The sequence below is a fragment of the Sphingomonas metalli genome, assembly GCF_014641735.1.
GTDB lineage: Bacteria > Pseudomonadota > Alphaproteobacteria > Sphingomonadales > Sphingomonadaceae > Sphingomonas > Sphingomonas metalli.
Genome location: NZ_BMIH01000003.1, coordinates 45,977 through 57,286, shown reverse-complemented (window position 1 = coordinate 57,286; position 11,310 = coordinate 45,977). Strand labels below are relative to the sequence as shown.

The window sequence follows — 11,310 nt, the reverse complement described above, 5'->3', positions numbered from 1 at the left end:
GGCTAAGGGCGCGTTTACCGTCGCTGCATAGGACGGGCGGCATGTTGCTGGACAAGCCATCGCTTCGGGGCCCGTCGCCGCTCGCACCGGCCATCGTGGAGCGGCGCACGTCCCTGGCCGATGCCATCGCCCTGTTCCGCAGCCGCCCCGGCCTCGGTGCGATCGTCGTGGTCGACGCCGCCGGGCACCCGGTCGGGATCGTGCCGGAGGCGGCGGTGCGTCGGTTGCTGTTCAATCCCTATGGCCATGCCCTGCTCCAGAACCCGGCGATCGGCGGAACGCTGGACGGGGTCGTCGCGCCCTGCCCCGTCGCGGATGCCGACTGGCCTGTCGGTCGCCAGCTCGAATGCCATGCCGCGATGGGCGGCGACGCGCTGATCCTGACACGGGCGGGCAAGGTGTATGACTTGCTCGATGCCCGCGCCCTGCTGGCCCTGCGGGTCGGCGAGGAGGCCGCAGCGACGCGTGCGCGCATGGCCCGCGCCGAGCGGTTGGGCGCGATCGCAGCGGATCATGCGAACGAGACCCGTCGTTTCGCCGAGCAGCTGCGCGACGCGGCGGGGACGATCGTCGCGATGGGCGATGCCCTGACCGCGCGCAGCCGTGACACGGCGAACGCGGCCGCCAGCGTCGCCAGTGCCAGCACCCAGACCAGCGAGGCCCTGGTCGAGGTCGCCCGGCGCGAGCGGCTGCTGACCGACGCGCTCGACACCATCGCCGCCGACATGGCGGGCGCGCGTGCCCTGCGCGAGGCGGTGCAGCACCGGGTGGCGGCGGCGACGAGCCGGATCAGCGCGATGGCCACCAGTTCCAGCGCGATCGACACCATGCTCGACCTGATCCGCTCGGTCTCGAACACGACCCAGCTTCTCGCCCTCAACGCCTCGATCGAGGCGGCGCGCGCGGGCGAGGCCGGGCGGGGCTTCGCCGTGGTCGCGACCGAGGTCAAATCGCTCGCAGGCCAGACGCGCGGTGCGGTGCACGACATTGCCGGTCATGTCGATCATTTCGGCCGGACGCTGGGGGAACTGGTCGCCGATCAGCAGACGATCGATCGCGACACCGCCGCCATCGCGCGGTTCGCCGCCACGATCGACACCGCCGTGGAGCAGCAGGCCGCGGCGACCGGCACGGTCTCGGCCGCCCTTGCCGAATCCGCGGCCGCCACCCGCACCGTGGGCGACGACGCCCAGCGGATCGGCGAAAGCGCCCGCCGGCTGGTGCAGGACGTCGACACGCTCAGGATCATGTCCAAGGACCTGACCGACCTTGCCGAACACCTGACCCGGCGCGCCGCGGCGTTTATCGACAGCTTCGGACCGACAGACGCTGTGAGCCGTCACTGGCCGGGAATGATCGGATAGAAGCCGAGAAACAGATTGCCGGTCGTCGTCTTGCCGGGGCCGAATCCCACACCGCGCGGACCGCCAAGCCCCAGCGGCCGCCAGTCGTCGGCCGAGTGCCGCTGCAACCATTTGCTCGCTGCATCGACGTTCGCAAAATCGGCCTCGTCGTCGAGCTTGCCGGCAACTCGGCAAAGCGTCGCCCGACACTCCACGAATAGCGGCTTGTAGGCCGGCTTCGCTCCCTGCTGCTCTTCCAGGGCCTTCATCAACGCGACCTCGGCAGCCGCACCCGCCTTCGTGCGCGGTTCGCTGACGAATCTGTCGTTCAGCGACTTCATGTTGGGGAATCCGGCCGGCACTGCATCGTCAACAGCCATGTCGTCGACGATCGCCTGCAAAGTCGGTGTGGCGGACGCGCGATCACGCGCGCCACCATTGTCTCCGGATGCAGTTGGCACCCTCGGCTTCTGCGGCTCGACCGGCATCCGCTCCATAGGGGCAAGGGGGCGTTCCGCGTGGATTTCGGCAGGCGCAACCTCTACCGGGGAGGTCGTTGACGGGGCACGATCAGCTTCCGCCGCCCTGCCGTGCAATGCCCATGCCGCAGCAAGACCGACCACGATAGCGACGAACGTACTTACGATCCATACGCCTCGCACCGCCTTTCTCCTTCACTCGATACAAGTCGCAGCCGATGAGACTTTTCGTTATAGCAAAATTGCTCTGTGAAGATGCGAGGAGAGATCACGATCTATCGTGAAGACGCAAGATAAGAGGAGTAGCAGTATTAGTCGACTATCAACGTCTGCAACAAGCAGCACGATCAGGATACGTTTTGAGCACTAAGGTTTCTCGGTCCTGCAATATCGATCTATTACGGGACGCCATCTGAATTTCCATGGACTCTGGATGAGGCAGATCTGCCCCACCGAAGCCGGCCGGCACCGTCGCCCGACGGAAGGAGATCGCGCGGGCTGATGACAGCCTCCGGGAATCACCGTCACGCGTAGAGATCGACGACGCGCCACCCATTCCCCACCGCGTCCAGCAGCAAGGTGCGGTGGCAATGGCACGGGTCGCGCTCGTAGCAGAGCAGCGCACTGGGCTGTTCCGCCGCCAGAGCCAGCATCCGGGCGGCTTGCGCCTGCGCTTCGGGCAGTTCGAGCTGGACCTCATAGACCTCGCGCAACGTCGCGACGTCGCCTTTCTTGGCGGCGTCTCGCCCACGCTTGGGCGTGCCGAGCGCCTTCAGATGCACATAGCCGATGCCCGCCTCCGCCAGCGAGGCGGACAGCGGCGTCTTCGAGAAGCCCGGGCGCCGCGACGACGGCAGCGCGCGGACGTCGATGACCCGCGTGACGCCGGCAGCGGTCAGCACCGCGAGAAAGTCCGCCATGGTCGCCGCCTCATAGCCGATGGTGAAGATCGTCCGCATGCCCCGCACCTTGCCGCATCGCGCCACTTGCCGCTAGGCGGCGGCATGACACACGACATACATATCGTCGGCGGCGGGCTCGCCGGGTCGGAAGCCGCGTGGCAGCTGGCCGAGGCGGGGTTCCGGGTGCGCCTGTCCGAAATGCGCGGCTCGGGCGAACGGACGCCGGCCCACCAGACGGACGATCTGGCCGAGCTGGTCTGTTCGAACAGCTTCCGCTCCGACGATGCGGAGAGCAATGCGGTCGGGCTGCTGCACCAGGAGATGCGCAGGCTGGGCTCGCTGATCCTGCGCGAGGCGGACCGGCATCGCGTTCCGGCGGGATCGGCGCTCGCGGTGGATCGCGAGGGCTATTCGGCGGGTGTCACCTCCGCTCTGGCCGATCACCCCAACGTCACCCTGGTCCGGGAACGTGTCGACACGCTGCCGGAGGGTCCTGCGATCATCGCGACGGGGCCGCTGACCGCCCCGTCGCTGGCCCAGGCGATCGGCGGCGCGACCGGGGCGGAGGCGCTCGCCTTCTTCGACGCGCTGGCACCGATCGTCCATCACGACACGATCGACATGGACATTGCGTGGCGCGCGAGCCGCTGGGACAAGGGCGAGGCGGACTACATCAACTGCCCGCTCGACAAGGATCAGTATCTCGCCTTCCACGCCGGCCTGATCGCGGGCGAGAAGACGCCGTTCAAGGAGTGGGAGAAGGACACGCCCTATTTCGAGGGCTGCATGCCGATCGAGGTCATGGCGGAGCGCGGGGTCGATACGCTGCGCTACGGCCCGATGAAGCCGGTCGGGCTCGACAATCCGCGCACCGGCCGCTGGCCCTATGCCGTCGTCCAGCTGCGTCAGGACAATGCGCAGGGGACGCTGTGGAACATCGTCGGCTTCCAGACCAAGCTGAAACATGCCGAACAGGTGCGGCTGTTCCGTACGATCCCCGGTCTTCAGAATGCCGAATTCGCGCGGCTGGGCGGACTGCACCGCAACACCTTCATCCGCTCGCCCGAGCTGCTCGATGCGACGCTGCGGCTGAAGTCCAGGCCCCATCTGCGCTTCGCCGGCCAGATCACGGGCTGCGAGGGCTATATCGAAAGCGCGGCGATCGGGCTGATCGCGGGGCGCTTCGCCGCGGCCGAGCTGAAGGGCGAGACCCTGCCGCCACCGCCGCCCGAAACGGCGCTGGGCGCGCTGCTCGGCCATATCACCGGCGGCGCCGCGGCGGAGACCTATCAGCCGATGAACGTCAATTTCGGCCTGTTCCCCCCGATCGCCGGCCGCACCAAGAAGGCGGATCGCAAGCGGCTCTACACCGACCGGGCGCGCGCGGCACTGGCCGGCTGGACCGGCTGAGGATCAGGCGCCGCCGTCCTCGCGGCGTTCCGGCGGGCAGCCATGGCGGCTCGACGGCTTGCGCTTGACGGCGGTCGTCGCGAACTCGTCGGGCGACATCCCGCCCGAATGGTCGCTATCGGCGGCGGCGAACTTCGCCTCCGCCTTCACCGCCCATTCGTCGAAGCTGAGGCGTCCGTCGCCGTTGGTGTCGAGCTTGGCGAACGCCTTGCGCCGCGCCGCCAGATACTCCTCGCGGGTGACGGTGCCGTCGCGATCCTTGTCATAGCGGCCGAAGCGCCGTGCCTCGCGAGTCTGCGCCGTCGCCTCCGGCACCTCGTCGGGCAGCGCGGCCTCCGCCTCTCCGCCGGCCGTTGCCGCCGGTTGAGGCGGCAGCGCCGCCGAGGGCGCCTCGCGCATGCTCCACAGAACGACGCCCGCACCGATCGCCGCCAGGCCGGCGCCACCGCCGGCCAGATATCGCCACACTGCCATTCCCCACCCCCATGGTTCGTAAGGATCTACTTAGAAGCGGGGCCGGCGGGTATTCAACGATCAATAGCCGCTCAACCTGTGCCAGATCAGGCGTCCGAGCAGGGCCGGCCCCCCGGCGGGACGTCGTGCGAGCAGCGCCAGCGCCCCGAGCACGCGACCCCGCCGGCTCCAGCGGACGGCCAGGGCCTGGTCCAGGCGCTCTTCGGCGAGCCTTGACGCGTGCTCCGCGATCACGGGGTCGCTGACATGGCGGGCGAGATCGGCCAGTGCCCAGCCCTCGCCCGCGCCGGCCACCGGATCGGCTCCGGTGGCGCGGCAAAGGAGCGCCATCGCCGCGAAGAGCCGACCGCCGCGGGCGTTCGCATAGGTCGCAAGTTCGGCCTCCGACAACGTGTCGCCCTCCAGCAGGATTTCCCATCCGTCGATGATCGAAGCGAGCGAGCCGCCGGTCACCCCGGCCGGCAGGACGTGCTCCGCAATCGCCTGCAATACCGGTTCGGCGGGCGGACCGGCTGAGTCGAGGCGGGTCAGGGCGTCGTGCCACCAGGTCAGTCGCATCTGCCCCACCATGGGCTCGCGACTGGCCCGGACGATGCCGCCCAGCTTCCCGTCGAGGGCGAGCAGCGCCGCCAGCCCCTCCCGTGCTTCCCGCGGAGCGTAGCTCAGCGCGAGAAGGACCGGCGGCGCGAGCGCCTGATCGGGATCAGCGTACGGAATATTAACGCTCATGGTCCATTTTTCCGGCGCGCTGATCCTGTTCCCTGAGTCCGCCTCATGCTTGCCGCCTTGCTTCGAAAGATCACTCGCAACCCCGCCCGCAACGCGCCAGCATCGTTTCTGGCGCGGCTGCGTCGCGATCGACGGGGCAACACGCTGGCGATGATGGCCGCCGCCATGGTGCCGATGATCGGCTTCGCCGGCTCGGCGGTTGATATGTCGCGGCTGTACGTCGTCAAGGTCCGGCTGCAACAGGCCTGCGACGCGGGCGTCCTGGCGAGCCGCAAGGCGATGACCGACACCAGCATCTCGACCCCGCTCGAAACCGCCGCGTCGACGCAGGGCCAGACCTTCTTCAGCAACAACTTCCGCACGGGCTGGTTCGCCAACCAGACCCCCACCTTCACTCAGGCCAAGGCATCGGTGAACACCGATCCGACCGTTGCGAACGGTGTCTCGGGCACGGCCACGGTCAATGTGCCGATGGCGATGATGGGCTTCTTCGGTGTCCAGACCAAGCAGATCCGGGTGACCTGCCAGGCGGTGTTCGACATGGCGGACACCGACGTGATGTTCGTGCTCGACACGACCGGTTCGATGTCCTGCGTCCCCAGCGCGGCCCTGAACTGCGCCAACGGCATTTCGAGCTACACGCGCAGCGACGGCACGACGGGATACTATAATGTGGAGTCGAGCGGATCGAAGCTGGAGGCGCTGCGGCAGGCGGTCATCCTCTTCGACAGCACCATCAGGTCGAGCTCGGATCCGAACACGAAGTATCGCTACGGCTTCGTCACCTATTCGTCGGCGGTGAACGTGGGCCGGCTGATCCCGCGCCAGTACCTGCAGAGCAACGTGACCTACCAGACGCGCAGGATCATCGGCGACTATAATTACGGCGGCACCTATTATCAGGAGTTCTCGAACGACTATAATAGCTGTCCGCGCGGACAAACGGTCCGGCGGCCGGTGACCGGCTATGCCCGGTCGAGCCAGTGGTTCGGCGACGACGGATATTATCAGGCGCGCAACTACAGCGTCTACTGGAACAACGGCAAATGCGCCGCGACGGCCCAGCCGCTGCGTCCGCTATGGCGCTATGGCCCCGCCAATTGGGACACGACGGTCTTCCTGAACAGCATCAGTTCGGGTTCGCCGGCGGCGGACGACCCGACGCGGCTGGACGGTTCGACCAGCCGCTGGACGGGATGCGTCGAGGAGCTGGACACCACGACCGGCTCGTCCTTCAGCGTGACCAGCCTGCCCGACGACCTCAATCCGGACTCGAAGCCGACGACGGCCACCAATCTGTGGCGACCGATGTGGGCCGACGCCACCTGGCAGCGCGACGGAACGGCCGAACAGGACGTCAAGGACGACGCAATCGGCGGCGATTCGAGCTGGGGCTCGCCCAGCTACAATTACAGCTATCGCTCGGGCGGCTATATGAGCGGCAACGGCTTCATTTCCTGCGGCATGCCGGCCCAGAAGCTGAAGGTGATGACTGCGCAGAACGTGCGCGACTATGTCTACGATGCCGATTTCAAGGCGCTGGGCGGCACCTATCACGATGTCGGCATGATCTGGGGCGCCCGGATGATCTCGCAGGACGGGATCTTCGCGGCCGACACGGCCCGTTGGCCCGGGCGGAAGGATCCGCAACGTACCATCGTCTTCATGACCGATGGCAACATGGCGCCGAACCGCCCCATCTACGGCCTGTGGGGCGTGGAGCAGAATGCCAACCGGACGGGAGGCGCCACCGATGACGGGACCAATTACGACAATCACGTCGCGCGGTTCCGCGTGGTCTGCGACGCGGCCAAGCGCAAGGGCGTGACCATCTACGTCGTCGCGCTCGGCACGGCGATCACCCCGGACCTGACCTATTGCGCCTCGCCGGGCCAGACCTATCAGGCCTCCAGCACCCAGCAGCTGACCGACGCCTTCCGCAATATCGCGCAGCGCATCGCCATGCTGCGGATCGCCAGCTGATGTCGGGACCGGTCCATGGGATGCGGTCGCGCGCCGCGCGGATCCTCGTCGACCGGCGCGGGGCGACGATCGCCGACTTCGCCGTGGTGCTGCCGGTGATGCTGGTGGTGATCCTCGGCCTCTCCGACCTCACCTACCAGGCCTATGTGCAGGCGGTGCTGACCGGTGCGATGCAGAAGGCCGGGCGCGACAGCTCCTTGCAGGACAACAGCACGACCACCGCCGGCGCGACGATCGACCAGCAGGTGATGAACCAGGTCTGGTCGGTGGCGAAGGGCGCCACCTGGCAATCGAGCCGCAAGAGCTACGCGCAATACGGCTATATCACGCCCGAACCCTACGAGGACATCAACAACAACGGCGTCTACGATCCGACGGTCGACTGCTTCACCGACCTGAATGGCAATCGCAGCCGCGATCTCGACCCGGGCCTCACGGGCCAGGGCGGTGCCAACGACGTCGTCGTCTACACCATGACGATCCGCTACACGCGCCTTTCGCCGATCGGCAGCATCATCGGCTGGAGCCAGACGCCGACCGCGACGGCGACGACGATCCTGAAGAACCAGCCCTATGCGACCCAGACCAGCGCGGTCGCGACCCGGGTGTGCCCGTGACGGCGCGGGCGAGGATCGCCACCGGGCTGCGCGCGCTGCGCCGGCGGCTGCGCCACGACCGCCGCGGCACCGCGCTGATGGAATTCGCCTTTACCCTGCCGCTGGTCCTGACCGTCGGCGGCTGGGGGACGGAGCTGGCCTGGCTTGCGATCACCAACCTGCGGATCAGCCAGCTCGCGCTCAACCTCGCCGACACCGCGTCGCGCGTCGGCGCCTCCGGCAGCAACGGCGTGACCCAGCTGCGCGAGGCGGACATCAACGATACCTTCACCGGCATCCGCCTGTCGTCGGGTACGATGGCGCTCGGCGCGAACGGCCGCGTGATCCTGTCGAGTCTGGAAAATACCAAGCAGAGCTACGACACCGATTATACCCAGCGGATCCACTGGCAGCGCTGCTTCGGCATGAAATCCGGCACCGGCTACGATTCGAGCTATGGAACCGCCCCGCCTGCCGCGGGCACCGACGCGACCCAGGCTAATGCCGGCACGACGACCACGACCGGCATGGGCGACGCAGGCTTCAAGGTCATGGCGCCGCAGAACAGCAGCGTCATGTTCGTCGAGATCAACTATCGCTTCCAGCCGCTTTTCGGCAGCCTGTTCGTCGCACCGCGGATCATCCACTATTCCGCGTCGCTGCTGGTGCGCGACAATCGCGACTTCACCCAGGTCTACAATCCGACGGATTCGGCGGTAACGCGCTCGACCTGCGACCGCTACACCGCCTGACGGGGTGGGCGAAGCGGCGCCCGGTCGGACGCCGCTTCCCTTCCCTTATTTGTAGCAGACCTTCTTCACCGCGGTGACGATCCGCGCGGCGTCGATCAGCGCGAGCTTTTCGAGATTGGCGGCATAGGGGAGCGGCACGTCCTCGTTTGCGACGCGCAGCACCGGCGCGTCGAGATCGTCGAACCCCTCCTCCATGCAGATCGCCATGATCTCCGAGGCGATCGAGCAGGTCGGCCAGCCTTCCTCGGCGACGACGAGGCGGTTGGTCTTGGCGAGGCTCTTCAGCACCGTCTCCTTGTCGAGCGGGCGCAGCGTGCGCAGGTCGATCACCTCCGCATCGATCCCCTCGCCCGCCAGCGTCTCGGCGGCTTCGAGCGCAAGGCCGACGCCGATCGAGTAGGAGACGATCGTCACGTCCTTGCCCGGGCGCATGATCCGGGCCTTGCCGATCGGGAGCACCCAGTCGTCGAGCTTGGGCACGTCGAAGCTGCGGCCGTACATCAGCTCGTTCTCGAGGAACACGACCGGATCTTCCGAGCGGATCGCCGCCTTGAGCAGGCCCTTGGCGTCGGCCGCATCATAGGGCGCGATGACGATCAGGCCGGGAACCGAGGCATACCAGGGGCCATAATTCTGCGAGTGCTGCGCGCCGACGCGGCTGGCCGCGCCGTTGGGGCCGCGGAACACGATCGGGCAGCGCATCTGGCCACCCGACATATAGTTGGTCTTGGCGGCCGAGTTGATGATGTGGTCGATCGCCTGCATGGCGAAGTTGAACGTCATGAACTCGACGATCGGCTTGAGGCCGCCCATCGCCGCGCCGGTGCCGATGCCGGCAAAGCCATATTCGGTGATCGGCGTATCGATGACGCGGCGGTCGCCGAACTCGTCGAGCAGGCCCTGCGTCACCTTGTACGCGCCCTGATATTGCGCGACTTCCTCGCCCATCACGAACACGCGGTCGTCGGCGCGCATCTCTTCGGCCATGGCGTCGCGCAGCGCCTCACGCACCGTGGTGCGGACCATCTCGGTACCCGCGGGCACCTCCGGATCGGCGACCTCGGCCTTGTGGCTCGCCGCATCGAACAGCTGGCGCGCGCCGGTGTCGACCTTCTCCTGCGCCGGGTGCGCGGAGTCCTCGACCGTATCGGCCGGCTTGGTCTCGTCGGCAGCGGCGTTGCCCTGCGCGCTGTCTTCCTTGGTTGCGTCGCCCGCGCCCACGGCGGCGGTCGCGGCATCCTCGCCTTCGCCGGCCAGCAGCATGATCGCGGTGCCGACCTTCACATTGTCGGTGCCCTCGGCGACCAGGATCTTCGCGACGGTGCCCTCGTCGACCGCCTCGAACTCCATCGTCGCCTTGTCGGTCTCGATCTCGGCCATGATGTCGCCAGACTTGACCGTATCGCCTTCCTTCACCAGCCACTTGGCGAGCGTGCCCTCCTCCATGGTCGGGGACAGGGCCGGCATCTTGATCTCGATCGCCATCTCAGTAACGCTCCACCAGCACGTCGGTATAGAGTTCGGCCGGTTCCGGCTCGGGGGTCTGTTCGGCGAAGTCCGCGGCCGCATTGACCTGCTTGCGGATCGCCTGTTCCAGCGACTTCAGCTCGTCCTCCTTGACGCCGCGCTCTTCCAGCAGGCGCTTCACATGCTCGATCGGATCGGACTTGTCGCGCACAGCCTGCACCTCCTCGCGGCTGCGATACTTGGCCGGGTCGGACATGGAGTGGCCGCGATAGCGATAGGTCTTCATCTCGAGGATGACCGGCCCCTTGCCCGCGCGCACCCATTCGAGCGCCGTCTCGGCCGCGCCGCGGCAGGCGAGCACGTCCATGCCGTCGACCTGGATGCCGGGAATGCGGAAGCTCTCGCCGCGGCGATAGAGCTGATCCTCGGACGAGGCGCGGTTGACGCTGGTGCCCATGGCGTACTGGTTGTTCTCGATCACGAAGATGATCGGCAGCTTCCACAGCTCGGCCATGTTGAAGGCTTCGTAGACCTGGCCCTGGTTCGCGGCGCCGTCGCCGAAATAGGCCATGCACACGCCGCCGTCGCCGCTGTACTTGTGCTTGAAGGCGAGGCCGGCGCCGAGCGACACCTGCGCGCCGACGATGCCGTGGCCGCCATAGAATTTATGCTCGGTCGAGAACATGTGCATCGAGCCGCCCTTGCCGCGGCTGATGCCGGCGGCGCGACCGGTCAGCTCGGCCATGATGACCTGCGGATCGATGCCATAGGCGAGCATGTGGCCATGGTCGCGATAGCCGGTGATGACCGAGTCCTTCTCGCCGTCGAGCGCCGACTGGAGGCCGACCGCGACCGCTTCCTGACCGATATAGAGGTGGCAGAAGCCGCCGATCAGGCCGAGGCCGTAGAGCTGGCCCGCCTTCTCCTCGAAGCGGCGGATGAGCAGCATCTCCTTGTAGAACTGCAGCAGCTCGTCGTTGGTCGCCTCATAGGGCTGCGGCTCGCCGGGGCGCTCGCGGTTGGGAAGGGGGGGTTCGGAAGCGCGGGGAGCTCTGGCCACAGGAGAAACCTTGTTTTGTCCGTCAGCAATGCGGGGGCCTATAGTCTCCCTTTGCCGCCAAGAGCAATTGCCTCGCCCGGCAGAGGTTGCCCTTTGTCCGCGTGCCCGCCTACAC

Annotated in this window: 11 protein-coding genes; 5 read left to right on the top strand and 6 right to left on the bottom strand. The window is 67.3% G+C overall.

The genetic code is table 11. The annotated features are described in order from the left end of the window. The first annotated feature begins 41 nt into the window (after positions 1–41). Positions 42–1,364: a methyl-accepting chemotaxis protein gene (locus tag IEX18_RS10550; RefSeq protein ID WP_188658727.1), complete on the top strand. Its 1,323-nt coding sequence runs from the start codon at positions 42–44 to the stop codon at positions 1,362–1,364. Here IEX18_RS10550 and IEX18_RS10545 read toward each other — a convergent pair. Together IEX18_RS10545 and IEX18_RS10540 are read right to left on the bottom strand one after the other, a co-directional pair. Further along, the gene (locus tag IEX18_RS10545) at positions 1,340–1,831 is read right to left on the bottom strand and encodes a hypothetical protein (RefSeq protein ID WP_188658726.1); all 492 of its coding nucleotides are present in this window, start codon (positions 1,829–1,831) and stop codon (positions 1,340–1,342) included. The genes IEX18_RS10550 and IEX18_RS10545 overlap by 25 nt on opposite strands. Positions 1,832–2,346: 515 nt before the next feature. Beyond that, positions 2,347–2,781 carry a DUF488 domain-containing protein gene (locus IEX18_RS10540; protein WP_188658725.1) on the bottom strand — a complete coding sequence of 145 codons (435 nt, stop codon included), beginning with the start codon at positions 2,779–2,781 and terminating at the stop codon, positions 2,347–2,349. A gap of 45 nt (positions 2,782–2,826) precedes the next feature. On the opposite strand from IEX18_RS10540, the gene trmFO reads away from it, so the two are divergent. Further along, complete coding sequence (trmFO, locus tag IEX18_RS10535; RefSeq protein ID WP_188658724.1) at positions 2,827–4,134, top strand: methylenetetrahydrofolate--tRNA-(uracil(54)-C(5))-methyltransferase (FADH(2)-oxidizing) TrmFO; 1,308 nt, start codon at positions 2,827–2,829, stop codon at positions 4,132–4,134. A 3-nt stretch (positions 4,135–4,137) separates the two neighbouring features. Here the strand turns inward: trmFO and IEX18_RS10530 are convergent, their stop codons facing one another. Together IEX18_RS10530 and IEX18_RS10525 are read right to left on the bottom strand one after the other, a co-directional pair. Then, the gene (locus tag IEX18_RS10530; RefSeq protein ID WP_188659390.1) at positions 4,138–4,602 is read right to left on the bottom strand and encodes an EF-hand domain-containing protein; all 465 of its coding nucleotides are present in this window, start codon (positions 4,600–4,602) and stop codon (positions 4,138–4,140) included. A 66-nt stretch (positions 4,603–4,668) separates the two neighbouring features. Next, positions 4,669–5,337, bottom strand: coding sequence for a squalene/phytoene synthase family protein (locus tag IEX18_RS10525; RefSeq protein WP_188658723.1), 669 nt, complete (start codon positions 5,335–5,337; stop codon positions 4,669–4,671). 57 nt (positions 5,338–5,394) lie between these two features. On the opposite strand from IEX18_RS10525, the gene IEX18_RS10520 reads away from it, so the two are divergent. From IEX18_RS10520 to IEX18_RS10510, 3 genes are read left to right on the top strand one after another with little or no spacing between them, the layout of a single operon-like run. Further along, entirely contained in the window at positions 5,395–7,320 is a 1,926-nt protein-coding gene (locus IEX18_RS10520) for a TadE/TadG family type IV pilus assembly protein (RefSeq protein ID WP_188658722.1), read from the top strand. Beyond that, the gene (locus IEX18_RS10515) at positions 7,320–7,937 is read left to right on the top strand and encodes a TadE/TadG family type IV pilus assembly protein (RefSeq protein ID WP_229664520.1); all 618 of its coding nucleotides are present in this window, start codon (positions 7,320–7,322) and stop codon (positions 7,935–7,937) included. Before IEX18_RS10520 ends, IEX18_RS10515 begins: the two co-directional genes overlap by 1 nt. Then, the gene (locus tag IEX18_RS10510; protein WP_229664519.1) at positions 7,934–8,668 is read left to right on the top strand and encodes a TadE/TadG family type IV pilus assembly protein; all 735 of its coding nucleotides are present in this window, start codon (positions 7,934–7,936) and stop codon (positions 8,666–8,668) included. Before IEX18_RS10515 ends, IEX18_RS10510 begins: the two co-directional genes overlap by 4 nt. 45 nt (positions 8,669–8,713) lie before the next feature. Here the strand turns inward: IEX18_RS10510 and IEX18_RS10505 are convergent, their stop codons facing one another. Then, on the bottom strand, positions 8,714–10,153 hold the full coding sequence (locus IEX18_RS10505) for a pyruvate dehydrogenase complex E1 component subunit beta (RefSeq protein WP_188658721.1): 1,440 nt from the start codon (positions 10,151–10,153) through the stop codon (positions 8,714–8,716). A gap of 1 nt (position 10,154) precedes the next feature. Continuing rightward, on the bottom strand, positions 10,155–11,195 hold the full coding sequence (gene pdhA, locus IEX18_RS10500) for a pyruvate dehydrogenase (acetyl-transferring) E1 component subunit alpha (protein WP_188658720.1): 1,041 nt from the start codon (positions 11,193–11,195) through the stop codon (positions 10,155–10,157). Between the last annotated feature and the right edge of the window lie 115 nt (positions 11,196–11,310).

What these genes read in the sequence shown, in the direction of transcription:
- IEX18_RS10550 (WP_188658727.1), top strand. Translation starts at nt 42, where the DNA reads ATGTTGCTGGACAAGCCATCGCTTCGGGGCCCGTCGCCGCTCGCACCG.
- IEX18_RS10545 (WP_188658726.1), bottom strand. Translation starts at nt 1,831, where the DNA reads ATGCCGGTCGAGCCGCAGAAGCCGAGGGTGCCAACTGCATCCGGAGAC.
- IEX18_RS10540 (WP_188658725.1), bottom strand. Translation starts at nt 2,781, where the DNA reads ATGCGGACGATCTTCACCATCGGCTATGAGGCGGCGACCATGGCGGAC.
- trmFO (WP_188658724.1), top strand. Translation starts at nt 2,827, where the DNA reads ATGACACACGACATACATATCGTCGGCGGCGGGCTCGCCGGGTCGGAA.
- IEX18_RS10525 (WP_188658723.1), bottom strand. Translation starts at nt 5,337, where the DNA reads ATGAGCGTTAATATTCCGTACGCTGATCCCGATCAGGCGCTCGCGCCG.
- IEX18_RS10515 (WP_229664520.1), top strand. Translation starts at nt 7,320, where the DNA reads ATGTCGGGACCGGTCCATGGGATGCGGTCGCGCGCCGCGCGGATCCTC.
- IEX18_RS10505 (WP_188658721.1), bottom strand. Translation starts at nt 10,153, where the DNA reads ATGGCGATCGAGATCAAGATGCCGGCCCTGTCCCCGACCATGGAGGAG.